Below are 20,875 nucleotides of genomic sequence, written 5' to 3' on the forward strand. Positions count from 1 at the left end.
GGGTGAGAGAAATGATAGAGACCCAGGAGGAGAGGCCTGCAATACGCGAACCCCTGAGAAAAGTCGGGATAACCAACCTCAGGAGTGTTGCAAAGATAAACTGGAAGGGAAGGGTGTACACATTCCTCCCGGTCTTCGAGGTCACCATAGACCTCCCGGCCGAAAAGAAGGGCATCCACATGAGCCGGCTCGTTGAGAGCATAACGGAAGCGATGAGCGAGGCGGTTGAAGAGGAAGTGAGGGAAGCGCACACTTCTCTTGAGGAGCTCGGCCGGTGCATAATAAAACGGCTTGAGGGGAAGCACCCGCACAAGAGGGCTGAGGTCTGGATAAGGACGCACCTCATAATCCCCCGCGAGACCCCGGCCAGCGGGAGGGTCTCCTACGAGCCCTACGATGTTGAAGTCGGGGTCATAAAGAACGAGGACGGCTCCTTTGAGAAGGTTCTCCGCGTTAAGGTTATAGGCAACACGGTCTGTCCGCACGCAATGGCCAACAACGACGGGAAGACCCACATCCAGCGCGCTGTGGGAGAGCTTGAGGTTAGGGCCCCCTTCGACGAGGAGATACCGCTTGAAGACATGATAGACGTCGTTGAGAGTTCCTTCAGCAGTCCGACCTATACGCTCCTCAAGACACCGGACGAGAACGCCGTCGTTCAAAGGATGTTTGAAAACCCCAAGTTCGTCGAGGACGTTGCAAGGGAGATATTCTCCAAGGCCAAGGAGCGCTTCAGGGGCAGAATCCACGTGCGCGTAATCAGCCAGGAGAGCATCCACAAGCATGATGTAATAGCGGAGACGTGGAGCTAAGCACAGGGATTTATTCCTTTTTTTCAATCCTTCCATGGGTGAGAGAATAGACGTTACGCTCGTAGAAGTGCTTCACAGGATAGGTGAGATAGAACGGTTCCTAAGGGAGCTTATGGAGGTAACTTCAACTGATTGAGGAAGTTGAACCGGAGTACTGGGAGGTTCGGTCAATTACATAGCGCTGAAATGACGAGTTCCTTGAGTGGGACGTGGTGAAGAATGGGCTTTGAGAACAAGACTAATGACGTTCAAAAGCTTAAAGGGCACGGTAACGTCTATAGTCTCCGCGTGGAGGACTATCGGGCTATCTTCGAGTATCACAAATCACAAAAAGGAGAAGAGTAATAAAAATCCTGAAGATTGGAAAAAGAAAGAACGTTTACTGACGTGGTGGAGATGAAGCTCATCCACGACCCGGTTCACGGGGGAATAGAACTTGACGACTTCGCGGTGAGGCTGGTTGATACCCCCGAGTTCCAGCGTCTGCGGAGGATAACCCAGCTCGGCCTGGCCTATCTCGTCTATCCATCAGCCAGACATACACGCTTCGAGCACTCCCTCGGAACTTACCACTTGGCTAGGCTCGTCTCGACTAGAAACCCTGAAATCGATGAGGGTGTTATCTACGCGGCCCTGCTTCACGACCTCGGCCACTACCCATTTTCCCACACCCTTGAGGCCCTATTCCCTAAGCACGAGGAGAACACGCGCTGGCTCATAAAGCGCGGTGAAATCGGCGATATTCTAGGAGAGAGCTTTTCCATCAAGGAGCTTGAGAACCTCCTGAAAAACCCGCTCGTCAGCGGTGACATAGATGCCGACAGGATGGACTACCTCGTGCGCGATGCCTACTACACCGGCGTCGCCTACGGCATAGTTGACCTTGAAAGGCTTGTGAGAAACCTTCGCTGGGATGGGAACAGGCTTATACTCCTTGAGAAGGGTATCATGGCCGGTCAGAACCTTCTCCTTGCGAGGAGCATGATGTATCCCACCGTTTACCAGCACCACACCGCGAGAATCGCCGGAACGATGGTTGTGAAAGCGGTGGAGCTTGAGGGGATATCTCTTGGGGAGATACGCTCTATGGATGAGGTTGATCTCGTTGCGAGGCTGAGAAGGGGCGAGAAACCCGAAGTCATGGAGCTTATTAAAGCCGTTGATGAGAGGAGGCTCTACAAGCGGGTCCTTTTGAGCAGTGAAGACCCCGGAGGGGACGTTATCGAGGAGCTTAAGGCAGAGCTTGAGGGTGAGTTCGGGCACCTCGCCCTTGTTGACTATCCACCAAAGCCCAAGTTCGAGGAGAGGAACGCCTTCGTTCTTGTTGGAGGAGAGGTGAAGAGACTAAGCGACGTTTCTCCACTTGTCAGGGCGCTGGTCAATGTCCGGGAGAGTTACTGGCGCTGGGGAGTTTACGCGGAGCCTTCCATCTTCCGGAAAGCTGAGCGGTTTGTCTCCGAAATCCTTAAGTAGTCCTACGTGCCCCTCCGCCGGCCTGAAGTTCCACCGGGAAAAGCTTTATAACCGGGCCTTTTAAGTTAAGCCGACAAGCTCATCCAAGGATGGTGATGTGTATGGGAAGAAGGGAAGAGATGATTGCGAAGATTAAGGAGCTCATGACCCAGCCTGAGAGAATCAGGAACATGGGTATCGCCGCTCACATTGACCACGGTAAGACGACCCTGAGCGACAACCTTCTGGCTGGAGCTGGAATGATAAGCGAGGAGCTCGCTGGAAAACAGCTCGTCCTTGACTTCGACGAGCAGGAGCAGGCAAGGGGAATCACCATCAACGCGGCCAACGTTTCGATGGTTCACGAGTACGAGGGCAAGGAATACCTCATCAACCTCATCGACACCCCGGGTCACGTCGACTTCGGCGGTGACGTTACAAGGGCCATGCGTGCGATAGACGGTGCGATTATAGTTGTCGACGCCGTCGAGGGCGTCATGCCCCAGACCGAGACCGTCCTCAGGCAGGCCCTTCGCGAGTACGTCAAGCCCGTTCTCTTCATCAACAAGGTTGACCGCCTTATAAAGGAGCTCAAGCTCGGGCCGAACGAGATACTCCAGAGGTTCGCCAAGATAATCACCGACGTCAACAGGCTCATAAAGCGCTACGCCCCTGAGGAGTTCAAGAACCAGTGGATGGTTAGGGTCGAGGACGGAAGCGTCGCTTTCGGCAGTGCATACTACAACTGGGCGCTCAGTGTGCCCTTCATGAAGAAGACCGGCGTCACCTTCAAGGACATTGTCGAGCTTACCAACGCCGGTGATTTAAAGACCCTCAGGAAGAAGGCACCGCTGCACGTCGTGGTTCTCGATATGGTTGTCAGACACCTCCCGAACCCGGTTGAGGCCCAGAAGTACAGGATTCCGCACCTCTGGAGGGGTGACATAAACAGCGAGGTCGGCCAAGCCATGCTTCGCTGTGATCCAAAGGGCAAGATGGTCATGGTCGTCACCAAGATAATCATCGACAAGCACGCCGGTGAGGTAGCAACTGGAAGAGTCTGGAGCGGAACCGTGAAGAGCGGAATGGAGGTCTACCTCATCAACAGCAAGAGAAAAGCCAGAATACAGCAAGTCGGTATCTACATGGGCCCGGAGAGGATAAACATGGAGGCTGTTCCCGCTGGTAACATCGTCGCGGTAACCGGTCTCCGCGATGCGATGGCCGGTGAGACCGTCGCCCAGGAGCCGATAGAGCCCTTTGAGGCCCTCCACTACGTGAGCGAGCCGGTTGTTACCGTGGCAATTGAGGCGAAGAACGTCAAGGATCTCCCGAGGCTCATCGAGGCCCTGAGACAGCTCGCCAAGGAAGACCCAACTCTGCACGTCAAGATCGACGAGGAGACAGGCCAGCACCTCCTCAGCGGTATGGGTGAGCTCCACCTTGAGGTCAAGCTCGTCAAGCTCAAGGAGGACTGGAAGATAGACGTCGACGTTAGCCCACCGATAGTCGTCTACCGCGAGAGCATCAGCAGACCGAGCCCAATCGTCGAGGGGAAGTCCCCGAACAAGCACAACAGGTTCTACATCACCGTCGAGCCAATGCCGGACGAGATATACCAGGCCATCCGCGAGGGAATAATCCCCGAGGGCAGGCCCAAGAACCCGAAGGAGGTCGCTAAAAAGCTCGCCGAACTCGGAATGGACTACGAGATGGCCAAGGGCATCGTTGACGTCTACAACGGCAACATGTTCTTCGACAACACCAAGGGTATCCAGTACCTCAACGAGGTCATGGACCTGCTCGTGGACGGCTTCCACATGGCGATGGACGAGGGACCGCTGGCTAGGGAGCCGGTCATGAAGGTCATCGTCAGGCTTCACGATGCGAAGATCCACGAGGACAACGTCCACCGCGGTCCGGCCCAGATTTACCCCGCGATAAGGACGGCGATCCACTGTGCCATGATGAAGGCCGGTCCGGTCCTCTACGAGCCCTACCAGAAGGTCATCATCAACGTGCCCTACGAGTACATGGGTGCAGTCAGCAGGGAGATCAACCAGAGGCGCGGTCAGCTCATCGATATGAGGCAGGAAGGAGAGGTCATGATAATCATCGCCGAGGCGCCGGTCGCGGAGATGTTCGGGTTCGCCGGAGCGATACGTGGTGCCACCAGCGGAAGGGCCCTCTGGAGCACCGAGCACGCCGGCTTCAAGCGCGTTCCAACCGAGCTCGCCCAGCAGATAATCAGACAGATACGCCAGAGGAAGGGCCTCGACCCGAACCCGCCGACCGAGAAGGACGTCTGCCCGCAGCAGTGAGTTCATTGTTTCGTTGACTGTTTCATTTCTATCGTTTTTCTATTGCTTTTTTAATTAGCTAAAATTTTTAAAAGGAAATACCCCGGAGAATATAAATGGTAATTACTTGGTAGACCTATCCCGCATATCCGAAACTTTATCAATTACAGCTACTACGTTGAGATAGAGTTGCATAGTTGTAATAACAAAAAATCTTAGGGGGAGTGGAGGGATGGATAATATCAGGCAACAAACACTACTTGAGTATGTGCATAGTACAAAAATAAACGATAATGTAACATGGAGACCTAATGACACGAATTTTGTAGATAATATGTCCCTCCCCATTCATAGGTGGTTCCGTTTCCCAGCGGGTTTTTCTGCAGAGTGGGTTAAGAAGGTCATAAAATGGAGGTTAACGCAACAAGGAGATAATGATATTACCGTGTTGGATCCTTTTGCTGGAACAGGGACTACAATCCTTGCTGCAGAAGAACTGGGTATAAGGGCATATGGTATAGAGGCACATCCGTTTATTGGGAAAATTGCTACAATTAAGTTATCTTGGAAGGATGTAAATATTAATAATCTAAATACACTTGCAATGAAAGTGCTGAATGCTGCCAAGTCTAAAAAATGGGAATTAGTGGAGTATCCCTCTCTCATCAGAAGAATGTATCCAACTAATGTGTTGGAAGATTTAAACTCTTTGAGGTTGGCATGGCAGTTTTATAATGATGATTCCCCCGAATCTAAAATCATATGGCTTGCTATCACAGCTATACTTCGTCAAACTTCGAATAAGGGTACTGCCCCATGGCAGTATGTTCTGCCCAATAAAAAGAAGAAAACATACCTTTCCCCATATTTAGCATTTCAGAAACAGATTTCTATAATGATCCAAGACATTGAATACTTCCAAAAAAATGCACGGCCAACAGGAGCATTAATCCAAGATGATATCCGTTACACCCATAAAATTCCTTCCAACAGTGTGGATTTAATTATAACATCTCCTCCTTATGCAAACAATTATGATTATGCAGATGCAGTAAGATTAGAGTTAAGTTTCTGGGGGGAAGTTAATACTTGGAGAGATCTTCACGAAAAAGCGAGAAAGTACTTGATAAGATCTTGCACGCAGCACTTTTCATATGAAAATGTCAAATTGGAGCAGTTATTAAACAACCTAAAACACACGCCAATATATGATGATTTAAAAGACGTTTGTTATAAATTAGCAGAGGAGAGATTAAAACATGGGGGAAAAAAGAAATATCACCTAATGGTTGCAGCATATTTTTATGATTTGTATCTAGCTCTGAAAAACATGAGACGTATGTGCAAACAAGATTGCACTATGGCAATTGTTATTGGGGATTCTGCTCCATATGGAATTTACGTCCCTGTTGAGGAGTGGCTAGGTAGGTTAGCTATTCATGTTGGTTTTAATAAGTACTATTTTGAAAAAATACGGGACAGAAATATAAAATGGAAAACTAGAAAACATAACGTTCCATTAAAAGAGGGAATCCTTTGGGTGAGGTGAAAACAATGGTTACGTCCCCAGGACATAAACTAGGACAAATGATTGGTAACTTTATAGAGGAAATGTTTGGGAAAGATTTAGTCTCTTTTTCTCAGAGGCATGGATTTTATTGCGATAGAAAAGGACCACGACCAAAAGTAAGAGGTAAAAAAAAGAAAGTAACATGGATAGACAATAAGGGAAACCCCCATGACATGGATTTTGTTATTGAGAAGGATGGCTCTTTTGAACGAAGAGGTAAACCTGTGGCATTTATAGAACTAGCTTGGAGAAGATACACAAAACATTCTCGCAATAAAGCTGGTGAGATAGAAGGAGCCCTGCTGCCTCTCAGAGAGACATATAAAGACACCTGTTCATTTGTTGGTGCAATACTTGCTGGGGAATTTACAGATGGAGGAATCAACCAATTAGTTTCCAATGGTATTCACGTTCTGCATGTACCCTTTAGTGTTATTGTCGAATGTTTCAAGAGGAAGGATATAGACTTAAATTATCCCGAAGATGCTCCAGATGAAGTAAAAGAGGAACTTATTAGGCGCTGGGAATCTCTATCTGACAAAGATCTTGAGGATATAGAACAATGCATAAAGGAGAAAATAAAACCCGAATATGACAAATTTATGAATAGCTTAAAACAGTCTTTGTTGAGGCAAGTTGAAAAAGTCATAGTAATTCCTTTATTCGGAAACGAGAAAATCTTTCATAGAGTAGAAGATGCCATTGAATTCGTTAAGGAATATGCTGAAGTTAATTCTGAGGAAAATGAATTTAAAGAATATGAAGTATACGTAAAATTTACCGATGGAGATAAAGTCGAGGGTAGATTTCACAGCAAGGATAGAGTGTTACAGTTCTTAACAAATTTCATTATTGACTAATGAATAGCAAAGTAGAATGTAATTTAGTAGATGCCAATGAACATACTGCTGTTCGGAGCGAAAAATCAATAAAACATGAAAGGAGGCATAGTAAGTTCAAAAACTTTATAGTTAACTTTTTAAACCTGCTTCTCAACTTAGCTCGGAACTCATGAGGCCTCCCCGTAAACGGCGGGTTTCCCGCCCGAGGGGGCCGAGGTTCGAAAGATTTAAAAAGCCGTCCTAGTCAATCGGACTAGACCAAAATTTGGAGGTGTTTGAAAATGGCAAAGGAGAAGCCACACGTTAATATAGTGTTTATCGGCCACGTCGACCACGGCAAGAGCACCACCATCGGAAGACTGCTCTTCGACACAGCGAACATACCGGAGAACATCATCAAGAAGTTCGAGGAGATGGGTGAGAAGGGTAAGTCCTTCAAGTTCGCCTGGGTCATGGACAGGCTCAAGGAGGAGCGCGAGAGGGGTATCACCATCGACGTCGCCCACACCAAGTTCGAGACCCCGCACAGGTACATCACCATCATCGACGCTCCGGGCCACAGGGACTTCGTTAAGAACATGATCACCGGTGCCAGCCAGGCCGACGCCGCCGTTCTCGTAGTTGCGGTCACCGACGGTGTCATGCCCCAGACCAAGGAGCACGCCTTCCTTGCCAGGACCCTCGGTATCAACCACATCATAGTTGCCATCAACAAGATGGACATGGTCAACTACGACCAGAAGGCCTTCGAGAAGGTCAAGGCCCAGGTCGAGAAGCTCCTCAAGATGCTCGGCTACAAGAACTTCCCGGTCATTCCGATAAGCGCTTGGGAGGGTGACAACGTCGTCAAGAGGAGCGACAAGATGCCCTGGTACAAGGGTCCGACCCTCATCGAGGCCCTCGACCAGATACCCGAGCCGCCGAAGCCGATCGACAAGCCGCTCCGCATACCGATACAGGACGTCTACTCCATCAAGGGTGTCGGTACCGTCCCGGTTGGCAGGGTAGAGACCGGTGTGCTCAGGGTTGGCGACGTCGTCATCTTCGAGCCCGCAAGCACGATCTTCCACAAGCCGATTCAGGGTGAGGTTAAGTCCATCGAGATGCACCACGAGCCACTCCAGGAGGCCTACCCGGGTGACAACATCGGATTCAACGTCCGTGGCGTTGGTAAGAACGACATAAAGCGCGGTGACGTTGCCGGACACACTACCAACCCGCCGACCGTTGTCAGGCCGAAGGACACCTTCAAGGCCCAGATCATCGTCCTCAACCACCCGACCGCTATAACCGTCGGCTACACCCCGGTGCTCCACGCCCACACCACCCAGGTCGCGGTCAGGTTCGAGCAGATCCTCGCCAAGCTTGACCCGAGGACCGGTAACATCGTCGAGGAGAACCCGCAGTTCATCAAGACCGGTGACTCAGCAATCGTCATCCTCAGGCCGACCAAGGCAATGGTCATCGAGCCGGTCAAGGAGATACCGCAGATGGGTCGCTTTGCTATCCGTGACATGGGCCAGACCGTCGCCGCCGGTATGGTCATCTCCATCCAGAAGGCCGAGTGAAGGCCTTCTCCCTTTCCATTACTTCCTAAACCTTAGGAGGGACGGAAATGCAGAAGGCGAGGATTAAACTTGCGAGCACCAACATTAAGGCCCTCAACGAGGTCACCGATCAGATCAAGCAGATCGCCGAGAGAACCGGCGTCAGGATGAGCGGACCGATACCGCTTCCAACGAAGAGGATAAGGATTACCACCAGAAAGAGCCCTGACGGAGAAGGAACTGCCACCTTCGACAGGTTTGAGCTCCGCGTCCACAAGAGGCTCGTCGATATTGAAGCCGACGAAAGGGCCATGCGCCAGATCATGCGCATCCGCGTTCCGGAAGATGTTACCATCGAAATCGAGCTCATCTCATGATTCCCTTTTATGCGCCGGGGTAGCCTAGCCTGGGAAGGCGCGGGCCTGGAGAGTCCGTGGGCGTTAGCCCGCCAGGGTTCAAATCCCTGCCCCGGCGCCAGCTCCCTTCACTTTTCTCTCCCGGAACTTTCTTGAAAAGGCTACAAAACGAGAATAAGAAGGGGGTAGGCTCAGACCGGCCTAATAGCGCCTTTTCCTTCCCTTAGGCCTGTTTCTGCCCCATCTCTGCCTGTATTCGTTCTCAAGCTCGTCCCTTCTCACCATCTCGCGGTATTCCCTCGGCAGTTCCTCGCTAAGCTCCGATTTTTTGACGTCAACTCCTGCCTGTTTGGCTATGTACCTGAACCTCCTGAGCTCCCCGGGCTGGATGAAGGTTATTGCCTTCCCCTTCTTTCCCATTCTCCCGGTTCTGCCTATCCTGTGGATGTACTGTTCGGTGTTCATGGGTATCGAGTAGTTGACGACGTGGCTTATGTCCTGAACATCCAGTCCCCTGGCTGCCACATCCGTTGCAACAAGGATTTTAGTTCGGCCTTCTTTGAAGCGCCTGAAGGTTCTCTCCCTCGAAGGCTGGCTCATGTCGCCGTTGAGGGCCTCGGCCTTAAAGCCGTCTCTCCTAAGCCTCTCGGCCAGCTCCCGGGTTTCCACCTTCGTCTGGCAGAAAACTATGCCGTAAAACCCATCTAAGAGGATTTTCTTGAGTATTTCGTACCTCCTTGACGGAACGGCCTCGATGTACTCCTGCTCAACTTCCCCCGGAACGAGCTCGTCCCTGCTGACGATGACAACCTCTGGGTTCCTCATGTACTTCTTGGCAAGCAGAAGGACATCCATTGGCATCGTGGCGGAGAACATAAGAACCCTCTTTTCTTTAGGGCTAGCCCTGAAAATTGCTTCTATGTCCTCTTGGAAGCCCATGTCGAGCATCCTATCAGCTTCGTCCAGGACTAAGAAGCGGATCGAGTCGAGTTTGAGGGTTCCGCGCCTTATGTGGTCGAGAACCCTCCCGGGTGTTCCCACTACTATCTGTGTTCCCCTCTCAAGGGCCCTCATCTGGGGGCCTATCGGCTGACCACCGTAAATCGCGTATATATGAACCCTCCTCCTTCCCCTGAGGGAGCGGAGTTCTTCACTCACCTGTATGGCGAGTTCTCTCGTTGGGGTCAGAATAAGGGCCTGAACCTCCCTCAAGTTTTCGTCTATCATGTCGAGAATCGGCAGACCAAATGCCGCGGTCTTACCGCTACCGGTCTTGGACTGGCCCACAATGTCACTATTTTTTTCAAGGAGGATTGGAATGACCTCCTTCTGTACATCTGTTGGACTGGAGAAGCCCTTCTTTTTAACGGCCTCAACTGAGGCCCTGGATAAGCCAAGCTCTTCAAAACTCATCTTTTTAGCTCCTTACGCTGAAGTCTCAAACGCGCCCTTTCCTCAGAACGCGCCGAGGAGAAACGCGTTTTGGCGGGCCGGGGGGGATTTGAACCCCCGACCTGCGGATTAAGAGTCCGCCGCTCTAACCAGGCTAAGCTACCGGCCCACGACCCGAAACCATAGAGGCCGGGGGCACTTATAAATTTTTCGGTGCTGGGCCCAGGTTTTTAAGCTTGAAATCCAATATTAAACCATGGATGGCTCGTATCATGCGGTAAAGTTGCTCGCCGAGGTGTTGGCGTTCTCAATGCTTTCTCTCGCCATCTACACCGTTTACAGTGTCAGGGGATGGATTGCCTCATACTTTGGCAGAAGAACTTGGTACTACGTCCTTTTAGGTCTTATAATTTTCTGGGCGGGCTATGCAGAAAACGTAATGAACGACGTGATAATCTCCCCGATTACAAAGATTCTCGATGATGTTCTCGTTGCGGTTGGGATGTTCCTAATCCTCTTTGCGGGGGTTAGAATGAAGAAAAGGCTGAGGGTAAGGCCCCGCGTTGTCGTTGGAGGTGCTTCTGTTCTCCCCTCTGGAGCTTTTATATGCCCACCGATGCCAGTCGAGGCCCTCCTTGAGCTCCTCAAGGGCCGTAAGGTTATAGCGATAACCCGTAATCCCGAACCCTACAGGAAGAAAAACGTTCCCCACCTCTGGCTCAGCTCCGTTCCCGCTGAGGACGCCGTTCCGCCGACCAAGCTCGCCCCCATACTCCACAGGCTTCTCAGCGAGGCTGATAAGAACACCTTCATAGTGATAGATGGACTTGAATACCTCATCCTCAACAACGGCTTTGACGCAGTCTTCAAGTTCCTGGTTACACTCAAGGATTATCTCTTCACCAAGAATGCTGGGATGATAGTCCTCGTGGATGAGGAGACGTTGGAGCCCAGGGAGCGCTTTCTCCTCCACAGGGAGTTCAGGGAGCTCCCGGTTGAGGCACCGCAAACTTTATAAACACTCTCCGTTCCCTATATTTGGCAACGCGGGGGTTGCCGAGCCTGGTCAAAGGCGCGGGATTGAGGGTCCCGTCCCGTAGGGGTTCCGGGGTTCAAATCCCCGCCCCCGCACCAGCGAACTCTTCTGACAAAGACTAAAGGGAAATCACCAGTAGCCGTAGGCCAAGGAGAGCTTCCTGCGTATCTTCTGGCCGTAGTAGTAGCCTATGAGCATCCCCATGAGCAGGCCCCCGAGGTGGGCGTAGGCGTTGACCCCCGGAAGGATGCTGTTGAGGAGGAAGAGGACAAAGGCGTTTATTATCGCCCCCTGCAGGTTCCTCCCGATGACCCCGTTTATCGTTATAAGCGCTCCAGCGATGCCGAAGAGGGCACCGCTTGCCCCAGCGCTGATAACATTGGGGGCCACAACGGCCAGTGTTAGCAGGTTCCCGGTGAGGCCCGAGAGGACGTAGGTCAGCGCAAGGCGCTTTGGCCCGAGGATTCTCTCCAGCTGGCTCCCCAGGACGAGGAGAAAGTACATATTGAAACCTATGTGGATGATGTTGACGTGGACGAACATCGCGGTGAAGAGTTGCCACCATGCCCCGTGAGTAACAGCGTAGTTCCACTGGCCGAGGAACGCCAGAACCCTGTTGCTGATGAAGAAGGGGTTTCTGCTCAGAACTGCCTCTACTGTGTAGACTCCGACGTTGAGGAGGAAGAGGGTGAATGTGGCTTTCCCGTAGCGGTAAAAGTATCTTTCAAGGCTCATTTTCCAGCTCCTCCAGTATTAGCTTTAGGAGTCTCTCGTTGGCGACCGCGATTATGTTCATGTTCATCGTCGCACTGGCCGGAACTTCAAGTTCCCTCCCTCTCTCGTCCGTTACAATTCCCCCCGCTTCCCTCACGAGCAGCACTCCCGCGGCAATGTCCGTCGGCCTGACGTAGTTCCTTATGTCGAAAACGCCGTCGAGCGAACCCCTCGCAACGTATGCCAGCTCGACTGCTATGGCACCGAGAACCCTTATTCTTTTGACCTTCTTTATGATTCCGGTGCACCGGCCCCTCGTGTAGAAGCTGAGGGCCTCCTTTTCTGGTTCGGGGGTGTTGACCCATATCCTCTTGCCGTTTAGATAGGCCCCCTCGCCCGGGAGGGCCTCGTAGAAGTTCTTCGTGATGAACTCGTAGATTGCACCGTAAACGGGCCTTTTTCCCTTGTGGACAGCGAAGCTGAAGGCAAACACCGGGATTCCCTCTGAGAAGTTGTAGGAACCGTCGAGCGGGTCAACAATGACCGTGTAATCGCTCCCGTTGTCTATCTCTCCTACTTCCTCGCTCACAACGTTCACGCCTAGAGGGTTCAGGTGGTTGAGTATAAGGTTCTCGGCGACCTTGTCAACGTACTTGGTGACGTCACCGCTTACGTTCCTCCCAACGGTTTCCCCAGCTTTTTTCGTTCCGAAGAGGGGGAGGATTCTACGCTCAAGCTCTTTCCCCATGTTGAAGGCTATCTCGTTCCATCCGAACTCCATATTCTCACCCCGAGAGCAGGGTTATGAGCAGGTTTCTCGTCCCCGGCCCGAAGCCGAGGATGAATATCGCGAGCTTCACGAAGTTGATTAGGTCCGGGTCTTCTTCCTCCATCAGCCTGTCGAGGATGTAAACGACGGGCGTTATTATGAGGAGCTTTTCGAGGTACATCACAGCCGGCGTTCCGAAGGAGTCGATCAGCCACCTGGCCAGAACGTGTTGCTCCCAGAAGCCGAAGAACTGTATGCCGACGAAGGTCGTCGTCGCGTCGTAGAAGTGGGTGTAGAATATCACCCTGTTGTTCCTGACCAGCTCGAACTTTCTCGCGAGGAGCCAGATGAAGGCCTCGGAAATGGTCAGTGCCGGAATGAAGTACTTAAAGTAGCCCCACCTTACGGAGAACTTTTCCCAGTTGATGAGCATAACGAAGAGCATCCCGCCGACGAGAACCCATCCGAAGTCGCGGTAGAGGGGGTAGAGCTCCTCCCCCGGCCTCACGTGCCTCCAGACGACGAAGAGGGAAGCTATCGCGAAGGACGCTATAACGAAGTACCCCCCGGGGCTGACGGTGAGGTAGGTCCTCGGGAGGGCGCCCAGGTCGGTGGCGCTCCTCATAAGGGGACCGAGGAGGATGTAGGGTACGAGGGCCAGAAAAAAGCGCTCGTCCACCCTGACCTTCATCTTTTTGAGCATCTCGTAGAGCAGTATTACCGCGATGCCGAGGATCAGCGCATAAACGAGGGTGTTGACGGCGTTGTAGCCCTCGTTGTACTTTATCGGCGCCACGAAATACCTGTAAAAGAACTCGTAAAGGCCCATTTGACCACCATAGACGGTTGTTCCGATAGCCTTAAAGCTTTTCCCACCGAATGAGTAGGGGAATGGAAAATGGAGAAGAGGCTTCACCTCATGCAACTTCCCCGTGAGGTACTGCTCGGCGAGAACCTCAAGGGGGAAGTCGTCAACGTCGCCAGAAGGCTCGGGCTGGGCGAGAAAGCGCTGGTGCTCTACGGTCCGAGGACGCGGGAGATAGCGGGGGCTGAAATAGAGCGCAACCTCGGGCAGGCCTACGAGGTAAAGGGGGTGCTCATAAGGAAGGGCGCGACCATGGAGGAAGTCCAGCGCACCATCGAGGCCATAAGGGACGAAAACGCCCAGTGGACGATAGCGGTCGGCGGTGGGAGCATAATAGACGTCGCCAAGTTAGCTTCCTTTAAAACAGGCGTTCCCTTCATAAGCTTTCCCACCACTGCCTCCCACGACGGCATAGCGAGTGCAAACGCCTCGATAAGGGACCTGGGAGCCAAGACATCGGTCAAGGCGGTTCCGCCGATAGCGGTCATAGCGGACGTGACGGTGATAAAGACCGCCCCCTACCGCTACCTCGCCGCTGGAGTTGGGGACACGATAAGCAACCTGACCGCTGTAAAGGACTGGCAACTGGCCCACAGGATAAAGGGGGAATACTACAGCGAGTATGCAGCATCGCTTTCCCTCATGAGCGCCAAGATGGTCATAAAGAACGCCGACATAATAAGACTCGGCAACGAGGAATCGGTGAGGAAGGTCGTGAAGGGCCTCATATCCAGTGGCGTTGCCATGAGCATAGCCGGCTCTTCAAGGCCTGCCAGCGGTGCCGAGCATCTCTTCAGCCACGCCCTCGACATGCTCCTTGAGAAACCGGCCCTGCACGGCGAACAGGTGGGCCTCGGGACGATAATAATGGCCTATCTCCACGGGCTTAAGTGGGAGAGAATCAGGGAAACGTTAAAGAGGGTGGGCGCACCAACAACCGCATACGAGCTTGGAATCGAGCCCGAGGTTGTGGTCGAGGCCCTCACTATAGCCCACACGATAAGGTCCGAGCGTTATACAATCCTCGGGAAGGACGGTTTAACGAGGGAAGCAGCTGAGAGGGCCGCTAAAATAACCGGAGTAATCTGATCATCGTTTCATCGGGAGGTGATTGAAATGGCCATAATCACGTTAGTTGGTGAAAAGCTTGCCAAGCCGGGTCTTGAGTTTATCTTCTACGGCCCCGCTGAGCCCTGCAAGACCTGCAAACTGGCAGGAGTTTGCGTTGGAAACCTCGAACCGGGAAGGAGGTACAAGATACTCCGCGTAAGGAGTATGCCCTCCCACTCCTGTCCCCTCCACGAGGGGAAGGTTCGTGTCGTTGAGGTCGTTGAGCCCAGCATAGAGGTGGCCGTCGAACCAAGGCTGGCGATAGTCGGCTCGATAATCCAGCTGAAGTTCGAGGAGTGCAGTGACCCCAAAAAGATTGACATCTTCCGCCCGGAGGGCCTTTTCGAGGGCGACTCCGTGAAGGTTATAGAGGTGACCGGCGAAGTCGAGTGCGACGGAAAAACCTACAAGGTCGTCAAGGTGATGAGGAAGAAGGCCCAGCAAAAGTCGTGAACTCTTCTCCACCAACCTTCACCTTATACGCCCTCATTTTTCCTTCCAAAAAGGCCCTCATGGCTTCCATCCTCTTCTCCCCTCTCCTGAGTATTTCCCGGGCTTCCTCAACTCCAACCTCTCTAAAGCGCACCTTCGTCCCGGGCCTGCTCTGGGCCAAGAGGTGAAGGTCAGCGCTCACCACAGTCGCTATCTTCGCGTAGCCACCGGTCGTCTGGGCATCTCGCATCATAACTATCGGCCTTCCGTTCGTGGGAACCTGAACGGCTCCAGGTGTAAGCGGTTCGGTTACGATGTCGGCTCCCGCTTTGGAGTGCTCAATAGCCGGCCCCTCAAGGCGATAGCCCATCCTGTCGGATTCCGGGGTTACGGTGTAAGTCTTGCTTAGAAACGTCTCAACGCCCTCGCCAGTAAAGTGCTCAAGGTTCGGCCCGAGGACAACCCTTATTTCCCTCTTGTTTCCTGAATAATCCGGTCTTAGTTCAGGGGGCAGATAGCGCCCTTCCCTGCCCGTTAAAAGAGCGTAGCCGAGGCTTAACCTATCCCCTGCCTTCAGCGGTCTCCCGAGCTTTGCCCTCGGATAGGCGGAGCAGCTGCCCAAGAGTTTCTCGCACTTTATTCCACCAGCGAAGGCTATGTAGCCGTAGAGACCTCCCTTCAAAGTTCCGACCTCAAGAACGTCGCCCCTTTTCGCCCAATAGCTCGTCCAGGGGTCTATTGGGGCGCCGTTGAGCCTGACCTCGACGTCTCCAACAACGGCAAAGACCGCTGAGGCGTTGAACCTCAGTGTCGGCCCGGCGAAGAGGAACTCCAAAAGCGGGGTGTTTCCGGGATTCCCGACGAGGTAGTTGGCTATCCTCGCGGACCAATCGTCCATGTAACCAGAGACGGGAACGCCGAGTTTTCTGTAACCGGGTCTTCCAGAGTCCTGAACCGTTAGCAAAGACGGAACGCGGAGGAGCTCAATCAACGCCTTCACCCCATTCTTCCAGGTAGATCTCCCTGAACTCCTCCTCGTCTATGGGCACGAACTTCACCCTGTCGCCCGGCTGGAGGAGGGTTGGCGGTTCTTTTGCAGGGTTGAAAAGCCTCAACGGTGTTCTCCCGATGAGACGCCAGCCACCGGGACTTTCGAGTGGGTAGATGCCGGTCTGCTTTCCCGCTATTCCCACAGAGCCCGCTGGCACCTTCAGGCGGGGCTTTTCCAGACGGGGTGTTGCTATTCTCTCGTCCATCCCGCCGAGGTAAGCAAATCCGGGAAGGAAGCCGAGGAAATAAACCCTGTAAACTGGTTTGGAGTGTATCTCAATGACATCATCGACGCTCAAACCGTTGTAGTTAGCCACGAACTCGATGTCCGGGCCGTATTTGCCACCGTAAACAACGGGAACTTCCACGAGTTTTCTCTCAAAGGCCCTCCCCTCAGCGTTCAGCAACGGGTCTATGGATGCCTCGACTTCCGAGTAGGAAACCTTCAGCGGGTCGTAGATGACCAGAAGTGAGGAGTAAGCGGGAACCGTCTCGACCAGCCACTCGAAGTTTGACTCTTCTATTACCCTTGCTATTGCGTGAACCCTGGCATTTATTTCATCGTCTATGACCTCTCCAAAGGAAACGAGAAGCGCAGAGTCGCCAAGGGGTTTGATTTTCATGGTCTCACCTTTTTCTGTCCCACTCCCTTCTAAGGTCTTCCACGCTAATCTCTTCCTCAAATATTCCAAAAGCCAGCTCCACATCCCGTCGAAATTCGTTGAGTTTTCTCCCCTCTAATCTTTCCCTGGCCTTCATCTGATGAACTCCCCCATCGGCACTACCTTAACTCCCTCCGCCTCAAGTGCCTTCCTCACCATCGAGGCTATCTCCACAGCTTTCGGGTTGTCCCCGTGGACGCAGATTGTGTCAGCTTTAAGTTCCACCCACTCGCCGTTTATCGCCCTCACTCCGCCATCCTTGACCATCGAAACAACGCGCTCGACTATCTCTTCCGCGTCGCCTATCACCGCCCCGGGTTTCGAGCGGGAAACGAGCGTTCCGTCCGGGTTGTAGGCTCTATCCGCGAAGACCTCGTGGGCAACCCTGACGCCCATCTCCTCCGCTATCTGAGCGGGCCTTGAGCCCGAGAGCGTTACGAAGATGAGCTTTCTGTCAAAATCCGCTATTCCCTCTATCACCGCTCTGGCCAGCTCCTCCTCTTTCACGAGGGCGTTGTAGAGTGCACCGTGGGGCTTAACGTGCTGTAGCTCAAGGCCTTCGGCTTTAACAAAGGCGTACAGAGCTCCAATCTGGTAGAGGATGTAGTTTCTCGCCTCCTCCGGAGAAAGCTTTATGTACCTCCTGCCAAAGCCCATCAAATCAGGATAGCCCGGATGCGCGCCAACGGCTACGCTGTTTTCTTTCGCTAACCTTACGGTCTTCCTCATAACGAGCGGATCTCCTGCATGCCAGCCGGTTGCTATGTTTGCGCTGGTTATGTACTTCATCACCTCCTCGTCGAGGCCCAGCTTGTAGCGACCAAAGCTCTCGCCTAAATCGGAGTTGAGGTCAACCTTCATGTTCCCACCGCTTTCCTTTCGACGGAAATCTAAAAAAGGGTTTCTCCAAGGTTTGGCCATGAAGAGACCCAACGTCATAGACAGCGCAATCTTCATTCAAGGAGTGGACGTTGAAGGCGTTACCACTCCAAAGGTCGTCGAGGAGGTAAAGGATCCGGAGTCGAGGCTTTTCCTTGAGGGGTTAATAAGCGCTGGCAAGGTCAGAATCCTGGTTCCCTCGAAGGAGAGCATTGAGGCGGTTAAGGAAGCATCGAGAAAAACCGGCGAGCTGGGCGAGCTGGGCGATGCCGACATTGAGGTTCTCGCACTGGCTTACGAGCTTAAGGGGGTTCTATTCACCGACGACTACAACCTCCAGAACATAGCCAAAACTCTCGGAATCGAGTTTAAAACCCTTAAGCGCGGTATAAAGCGTGTCATCCGCTGGAACTACGTCTGCATCGGCTGTGGCAAGAGGTTTAAAGAGATGCCCCCAGGGGGAGTGTGCCCTGACTGCGGAAGTCCCGTAAGATTAATCCCGAGGAGAAGGCGTCAGAGGCGCAGGTAGGGTATTACCTCGTCGTAGGCCTCGCTCCAGTCAACGATTCCAACCCTTCTCCTAACTCCCCTCTCAATGAGGCCCAGTATCTCCTCAACAACTTCCTCTGGAGTTTTTCCAGTCGTGTCAACCTCGATGACGTTCTCGTTCTCCTCTATGGCCTCCACGAGGATGACATCAACAAGCTCTGCCTCGACGTTCTCTCCAAGCTTTTCCTTCGAATAGCCCCTCGCTTTCAGCCTCTCGGCGATCAGCTTCGGATGTGTCCTCAGGACGACCACGATATCGGCGGGCATGTAGTGGGCCAGGTGGCCCTCAACAATCACGTCTTCCCCCCCAAAGTCCTTGGCGAAGTTCTCGGCCAGCTCATCAACGTCCAGCTCCAGCTCGTCGCCCTTCATCTCCCCGAGGCCCTTCTCAAGAGCGTAGTCCCTGATGTTCACGTAGCGGTAGTTCATCCTCTCCGCGAGGAGCTTTGAAACGGTCGTCTTCCCAACCCCTGGGGTTCCGGTCACGGCTATGATCATAATACCACCGGTTGAGAATAGGCCGGGAGTTTAAAAAGAGTGTTGAAAAGAGGGTCAGCTGTAGATGTCCACGACTATTCTGTCCGGGTTCGAGAGAGTGAAGTCGCTGTACGGTGCGTAGGCCGTGTTCACCTCGATCACGATAAAGACGTTCCCCCCGTATTCGGTCGCGTATATTATCGGGGCGATGCTGGAACCCGTGTAGGTGTAGTACCAGCCGTTGTAGACCGGCCAGCCGAGGTCGGTCAGCTGGGCGTTGTCAATCTGGATGACGAGGTGGTGGCCGTTCGAGTAGGAGGTGTAGTAGACGTGGTAGTTCGCGCTCTTGCTCATATCCAGAACCACTCTGAAGTAGTTCCCGTGGTCGGCGAACCTTACTTTCTCAACTGTCGGAACCGGGTCGTGAACCGGAACGCCAAAGTACCTCTGAACGCCGTGGAGAATAGCGTAAGCGTACTTCCACTGATAGGACTCGTCGCTTATTATGCCCGCGTCGTAGGAGTTCGTCACAAAGCCTGTCTCGATGAGTATAGCGGGCATGTGGGTGTACTTGAGGACGTAGTAGCCGGCCTCTTTAACGCCCCTGTTCCTGAGCGGGATGAGCTTGTCAATCTCCTGGTCAACATAGGTGGCCAATATGTTTCCCTTGTATGAGCCGTAGTAGTGGTAGACCTCGAAACCGCTCGCGGAATTCGGCCCTGAGTTGGCGTGTATGCTGATGAAGATGTCGCAGTCAGCGGAGTTCGCTATCTGCACCCTTCCTGAGAGTGTGACGAAGTAGTCGCCGTCCCTCGTGAGAACGACGTTTGCGCCGTCCATCTCAAGAACATGGGCGACTTTGAGAGCTATCGCGAGGTTCACGTCCTTCTCGACCACGTAGCCGACGGCCCCGGGGTCTTTTCCGCCGTGGCCAGCATCCACGCAGATTGTATATCCACTCAGGTTCGAGCCTGCGGCCATTGCTGGATTGAGGGCCGGAAGCAGGGCCAAGAGCATTAAGGCGATTATCAATGCGCTTATTCTTCTCATGGTAGACACCTCCCAGCATTGGTGTATCAGTATTTGATTGAGGGACTTATAAATTTTTGTATATTTTCCAGACTTCCGGCAGAATTTTGGAATGAGAAGTAAGCGCCCCGGGCGGGCTCGGCGCTCATAGGGTACGTCATAGCAAAGCTCAGCCCGTCTTGGAATCGTCACGGCCCGCCCGGAGCGGCGTCAGAGGGTGCTTCTCTTCACAGGTCCGCGCAATTCGCTCTCATCATCCGCGTTGACTCATTTCCGGTAGTAGGATATAAGCCTTCTGAGTTCTGGGTTCCTCTCAGGTTTGAGGCCAAGGAAGCGCCTGAGCTGGCTGTTCTCGGCTATAAGGCTGGCCAGCTCTCTGGCGAGAATCCTGTTGTCCTCGCTCAGCCCGTAGGCCTTAAAGCGGAGCGGTGAGTACTCCTTCTCAAGCTTCCAAGCTCTTTTTTCGAGCTCTTCCGCTTTTTCCTCCAGCTCCTCAAGCTCACCAAGGGGTTCCCTGAACTCGCCTTTTAGGGCAATCTCGATTACCCTCTCCGCCGGAACGCCGTACCTCTCACTCAGCCCTTTGATCTCCCCCGCGAGTTCATCCTCCAGCTCGACCTTAATCTTCCCGAAGCCCTTATCGGGTTTGATGATGAGCTTCATTTCGTTCACACTCCATGAACGATTCCTTCACGGTTTGTGCACTTTCTTCCTTTCAAGCTCCGCCTTAAGCTCTGCGTTCTCCTTCCTGAGCCTATCGCGCTCCGCCATCATGAGCTCCTTGTCCCTCAGGGCCCTCTCGTAGAACTCCCTTAGCTCCCTGATTTCTGCCTCCATCTTGTGAAGCTTCTCCTCCAGCTTGGTAATCTTCTTGCGTAGAAACTCCTCCCGCTCGGCCTTGAGGGTCTCCTCGGCCTTCGGCAGGTTTTCCCTGAGAAGTGCGTTTATATCCTTGCCCTTGAGGGCTTTGAAGCTCTCCTTTGGAAGAACTATGAGTATCTCACTCATTTCTCTTCCTCTCCAGCTCGGTCT

The 20,875-nt window shown here is 52.9% G+C and carries 23 protein-coding genes and 3 tRNA genes; 13 read left to right on the top strand and 13 right to left on the bottom strand.

Annotation, left to right across the window (positions count from 1 at the left end):
* Nucleotides 1-11: 11 nt before the first annotated feature.
* The 8 genes from MVC73_RS06925 (at nucleotide 12) to MVC73_RS06960 (ending at nucleotide 9,000) form a co-directional block, all read left to right on the top strand.
* Nucleotides 12-812 carry a GTP cyclohydrolase IV gene (locus MVC73_RS06925; protein WP_297508885.1) on the top strand — a complete coding sequence of 267 codons (801 nt, stop codon included), beginning with the start codon at nucleotides 12-14 and terminating at the stop codon, nucleotides 810-812.
* Nucleotides 813-1,208: 396 nt separating this feature from the next.
* Entirely contained in the window at nucleotides 1,209-2,285 is a 1,077-nt protein-coding gene (locus MVC73_RS06930; protein WP_297508887.1) for an HD domain-containing protein, read from the top strand.
* Between the two features lie 101 nt (nucleotides 2,286-2,386).
* A complete protein-coding gene (locus MVC73_RS06935) occupies nucleotides 2,387-4,585 on the top strand; it encodes an elongation factor EF-2 (RefSeq protein ID WP_297508780.1) in 2,199 nt (732 codons plus the stop codon).
* Between the two features lie 211 nt (nucleotides 4,586-4,796).
* Nucleotides 4,797-6,113 (top strand): DNA methyltransferase, encoded by a 1,317-nt coding sequence (locus MVC73_RS06940; protein WP_297508783.1) that lies wholly within the window; start codon nucleotides 4,797-4,799, stop codon nucleotides 6,111-6,113.
* Nucleotides 6,110-6,994: a hypothetical protein gene (locus MVC73_RS06945; protein ID WP_297508787.1), complete on the top strand. Its 885-nt coding sequence runs from the start codon at nucleotides 6,110-6,112 to the stop codon at nucleotides 6,992-6,994. The genes MVC73_RS06940 and MVC73_RS06945 overlap by 4 nt, the downstream gene beginning before the upstream one ends.
* Nucleotides 6,995-7,257: 263 nt before the next feature.
* Nucleotides 7,258-8,544 carry a translation elongation factor EF-1 subunit alpha gene (gene tuf, locus MVC73_RS06950; RefSeq protein ID WP_297508790.1) on the top strand — a complete coding sequence of 429 codons (1,287 nt, stop codon included), beginning with the start codon at nucleotides 7,258-7,260 and terminating at the stop codon, nucleotides 8,542-8,544.
* Between the two features lie 47 nt (nucleotides 8,545-8,591).
* Entirely contained in the window at nucleotides 8,592-8,900 is a 309-nt protein-coding gene (rpsJ, locus tag MVC73_RS06955) for a 30S ribosomal protein S10 (protein ID WP_012571711.1), read from the top strand.
* Nucleotides 8,901-8,913: 13 nt separating this feature from the next.
* A tRNA-Ser gene (locus MVC73_RS06960) sits at nucleotides 8,914-9,000 on the top strand.
* Nucleotides 9,001-9,080: 80 nt separating this feature from the next.
* Here MVC73_RS06960 and MVC73_RS06965 read toward each other — a convergent pair.
* Nucleotides 9,081-10,292: a DEAD/DEAH box helicase gene (locus tag MVC73_RS06965; protein WP_297508793.1), complete on the bottom strand. Its 1,212-nt coding sequence runs from the start codon at nucleotides 10,290-10,292 to the stop codon at nucleotides 9,081-9,083.
* Between the two features lie 70 nt (nucleotides 10,293-10,362).
* Nucleotides 10,363-10,440 (bottom strand) — tRNA-Lys (locus MVC73_RS06970).
* 87 nt (nucleotides 10,441-10,527) lie between these two features.
* Between MVC73_RS06970 and MVC73_RS06975 the strand changes: the two genes are divergently transcribed.
* Both MVC73_RS06975 and MVC73_RS06980 read left to right on the top strand, forming a co-directional pair.
* Nucleotides 10,528-11,289: a DUF835 domain-containing protein gene (locus MVC73_RS06975; protein ID WP_297508796.1), complete on the top strand. Its 762-nt coding sequence runs from the start codon at nucleotides 10,528-10,530 to the stop codon at nucleotides 11,287-11,289.
* A gap of 28 nt (nucleotides 11,290-11,317) precedes the next feature.
* Nucleotides 11,318-11,405 (top strand) — tRNA-Leu (locus tag MVC73_RS06980).
* Nucleotides 11,406-11,436: 31 nt separating this feature from the next.
* Here the strand turns inward: MVC73_RS06980 and MVC73_RS06985 are convergent.
* Genes MVC73_RS06985 through MVC73_RS06995 form a run of 3 tightly spaced genes read right to left on the bottom strand, consistent with a single transcriptional unit; the run spans nucleotide 11,437 to nucleotide 13,619 of the window.
* The gene (locus tag MVC73_RS06985) at nucleotides 11,437-12,042 is read right to left on the bottom strand and encodes a rhomboid family intramembrane serine protease (RefSeq protein ID WP_297508799.1); all 606 of its coding nucleotides are present in this window, start codon (nucleotides 12,040-12,042) and stop codon (nucleotides 11,437-11,439) included.
* On the bottom strand, nucleotides 12,032-12,802 hold the full coding sequence (locus MVC73_RS06990; protein ID WP_297508802.1) for a bifunctional fructose-bisphosphatase/inositol-phosphate phosphatase: 771 nt from the start codon (nucleotides 12,800-12,802) through the stop codon (nucleotides 12,032-12,034). The genes MVC73_RS06985 and MVC73_RS06990 overlap by 11 nt, the downstream gene beginning before the upstream one ends.
* Before the next feature lie 4 nt (nucleotides 12,803-12,806).
* A complete protein-coding gene (locus tag MVC73_RS06995; RefSeq protein ID WP_297508805.1) occupies nucleotides 12,807-13,619 on the bottom strand; it encodes a DUF63 family protein in 813 nt (270 codons plus the stop codon).
* 69 nt (nucleotides 13,620-13,688) lie between these two features.
* Between MVC73_RS06995 and MVC73_RS07000 the strand changes: the two genes are divergently transcribed.
* Nucleotides 13,689-14,744: an NAD(P)-dependent glycerol-1-phosphate dehydrogenase gene (locus tag MVC73_RS07000; RefSeq protein WP_297508808.1), complete on the top strand. Its 1,056-nt coding sequence runs from the start codon at nucleotides 13,689-13,691 to the stop codon at nucleotides 14,742-14,744.
* Nucleotides 14,745-14,771: 27 nt separating this feature from the next.
* Nucleotides 14,772-15,218, top strand: coding sequence for a UPF0179 family protein (locus MVC73_RS07005; protein ID WP_297508810.1), 447 nt, complete (start codon nucleotides 14,772-14,774; stop codon nucleotides 15,216-15,218).
* On the opposite strand, the gene MVC73_RS07010 is transcribed toward MVC73_RS07005, so the two are convergent.
* From MVC73_RS07010 to MVC73_RS07025, 4 genes are read right to left on the bottom strand one after another with little or no spacing between them, the layout of a single operon-like run.
* Entirely contained in the window at nucleotides 15,181-16,188 is a 1,008-nt protein-coding gene (locus MVC73_RS07010) for a biotin-dependent carboxyltransferase family protein (RefSeq protein ID WP_297508812.1), read from the bottom strand. The two genes, MVC73_RS07005 and MVC73_RS07010, sit on opposite strands and share 38 nt — an antisense overlap.
* Complete coding sequence (pxpB, locus tag MVC73_RS07015) at nucleotides 16,181-16,870, bottom strand: 5-oxoprolinase subunit PxpB (RefSeq protein WP_297508815.1); 690 nt, start codon at nucleotides 16,868-16,870, stop codon at nucleotides 16,181-16,183. Before pxpB ends, MVC73_RS07010 begins: the two co-directional genes overlap by 8 nt.
* A 4-nt stretch (nucleotides 16,871-16,874) precedes the next feature.
* A complete protein-coding gene (locus tag MVC73_RS07020) occupies nucleotides 16,875-17,006 on the bottom strand; it encodes a hypothetical protein (protein WP_297508819.1) in 132 nt (43 codons plus the stop codon).
* The gene (locus MVC73_RS07025; RefSeq protein ID WP_297508822.1) at nucleotides 17,003-17,770 is read right to left on the bottom strand and encodes a 5-oxoprolinase subunit PxpA; all 768 of its coding nucleotides are present in this window, start codon (nucleotides 17,768-17,770) and stop codon (nucleotides 17,003-17,005) included. Before MVC73_RS07025 ends, MVC73_RS07020 begins: the two co-directional genes overlap by 4 nt.
* Before the next feature lie 58 nt (nucleotides 17,771-17,828).
* On the opposite strand from MVC73_RS07025, the gene MVC73_RS07030 reads away from it, so the two are divergent.
* Complete coding sequence (locus MVC73_RS07030) at nucleotides 17,829-18,317, top strand: type II toxin-antitoxin system VapC family toxin (RefSeq protein WP_297508825.1); 489 nt, start codon at nucleotides 17,829-17,831, stop codon at nucleotides 18,315-18,317.
* Here MVC73_RS07030 and MVC73_RS07035 read toward each other — a convergent pair.
* The 4 genes from MVC73_RS07035 to MVC73_RS07050 form a co-directional block, all read right to left on the bottom strand.
* Nucleotides 18,302-18,835: an adenylate kinase family protein gene (locus MVC73_RS07035; protein ID WP_297508828.1), complete on the bottom strand. Its 534-nt coding sequence runs from the start codon at nucleotides 18,833-18,835 to the stop codon at nucleotides 18,302-18,304. The genes MVC73_RS07030 and MVC73_RS07035 overlap by 16 nt on opposite strands.
* Before the next feature lie 54 nt (nucleotides 18,836-18,889).
* Nucleotides 18,890-19,864, bottom strand: a complete 975-nt coding sequence (locus tag MVC73_RS07040; protein ID WP_297508831.1) for an N-acetylmuramoyl-L-alanine amidase — start codon at nucleotides 19,862-19,864, stop codon at nucleotides 18,890-18,892.
* A gap of 246 nt (nucleotides 19,865-20,110) precedes the next feature.
* The gene (locus MVC73_RS07045; RefSeq protein ID WP_297508834.1) at nucleotides 20,111-20,506 is read right to left on the bottom strand and encodes a hypothetical protein; all 396 of its coding nucleotides are present in this window, start codon (nucleotides 20,504-20,506) and stop codon (nucleotides 20,111-20,113) included.
* A 27-nt stretch (nucleotides 20,507-20,533) separates the two neighbouring features.
* Nucleotides 20,534-20,875, bottom strand: a 342-nt coding sequence (locus tag MVC73_RS07050; protein ID WP_366938944.1) for a hypothetical protein, incomplete at its 5' end; no start/stop codon positions are given.

It is taken from the genome of Thermococcus sp., from assembly GCF_027052235.1.
In the GTDB taxonomy this organism is placed as follows: Archaea; Methanobacteriota_B; Thermococci; order Thermococcales; family Thermococcaceae; genus Thermococcus.

What these genes read in the sequence shown, in the direction of transcription:
- MVC73_RS06925 (WP_297508885.1), top strand. Translation starts at nt 12, where the DNA reads ATGATAGAGACCCAGGAGGAGAGGCCTGCAATACGCGAACCCCTGAGA.
- MVC73_RS06930 (WP_297508887.1), top strand. Translation starts at nt 1,209, where the DNA reads ATGAAGCTCATCCACGACCCGGTTCACGGGGGAATAGAACTTGACGAC.
- MVC73_RS06935 (WP_297508780.1), top strand. Translation starts at nt 2,387, where the DNA reads ATGGGAAGAAGGGAAGAGATGATTGCGAAGATTAAGGAGCTCATGACC.
- MVC73_RS06940 (WP_297508783.1), top strand. Translation starts at nt 4,797, where the DNA reads ATGGATAATATCAGGCAACAAACACTACTTGAGTATGTGCATAGTACA.
- tuf (WP_297508790.1), top strand. Translation starts at nt 7,258, where the DNA reads ATGGCAAAGGAGAAGCCACACGTTAATATAGTGTTTATCGGCCACGTC.
- rpsJ (WP_012571711.1), top strand. Translation starts at nt 8,592, where the DNA reads ATGCAGAAGGCGAGGATTAAACTTGCGAGCACCAACATTAAGGCCCTC.
- MVC73_RS06965 (WP_297508793.1), bottom strand. Translation starts at nt 10,292, where the DNA reads ATGAGTTTTGAAGAGCTTGGCTTATCCAGGGCCTCAGTTGAGGCCGTT.
- MVC73_RS06975 (WP_297508796.1), top strand. Translation starts at nt 10,528, where the DNA reads ATGGATGGCTCGTATCATGCGGTAAAGTTGCTCGCCGAGGTGTTGGCG.
- MVC73_RS06985 (WP_297508799.1), bottom strand. Translation starts at nt 12,042, where the DNA reads ATGAGCCTTGAAAGATACTTTTACCGCTACGGGAAAGCCACATTCACC.
- MVC73_RS06990 (WP_297508802.1), bottom strand. Translation starts at nt 12,802, where the DNA reads ATGGAGTTCGGATGGAACGAGATAGCCTTCAACATGGGGAAAGAGCTT.
- MVC73_RS06995 (WP_297508805.1), bottom strand. Translation starts at nt 13,619, where the DNA reads ATGGGCCTTTACGAGTTCTTTTACAGGTATTTCGTGGCGCCGATAAAG.
- MVC73_RS07000 (WP_297508808.1), top strand. Translation starts at nt 13,689, where the DNA reads ATGGAGAAGAGGCTTCACCTCATGCAACTTCCCCGTGAGGTACTGCTC.
- MVC73_RS07005 (WP_297508810.1), top strand. Translation starts at nt 14,772, where the DNA reads ATGGCCATAATCACGTTAGTTGGTGAAAAGCTTGCCAAGCCGGGTCTT.
- pxpB (WP_297508815.1), bottom strand. Translation starts at nt 16,870, where the DNA reads ATGAAAATCAAACCCCTTGGCGACTCTGCGCTTCTCGTTTCCTTTGGA.
- MVC73_RS07020 (WP_297508819.1), bottom strand. Translation starts at nt 17,006, where the DNA reads ATGAAGGCCAGGGAAAGATTAGAGGGGAGAAAACTCAACGAATTTCGA.
- MVC73_RS07025 (WP_297508822.1), bottom strand. Translation starts at nt 17,770, where the DNA reads ATGAAGGTTGACCTCAACTCCGATTTAGGCGAGAGCTTTGGTCGCTAC.
- MVC73_RS07030 (WP_297508825.1), top strand. Translation starts at nt 17,829, where the DNA reads ATGAAGAGACCCAACGTCATAGACAGCGCAATCTTCATTCAAGGAGTG.
- MVC73_RS07035 (WP_297508828.1), bottom strand. Translation starts at nt 18,835, where the DNA reads ATGATCATAGCCGTGACCGGAACCCCAGGGGTTGGGAAGACGACCGTT.
- MVC73_RS07040 (WP_297508831.1), bottom strand. Translation starts at nt 19,864, where the DNA reads ATGAGAAGAATAAGCGCATTGATAATCGCCTTAATGCTCTTGGCCCTG.
- MVC73_RS07045 (WP_297508834.1), bottom strand. Translation starts at nt 20,506, where the DNA reads ATGAAGCTCATCATCAAACCCGATAAGGGCTTCGGGAAGATTAAGGTC.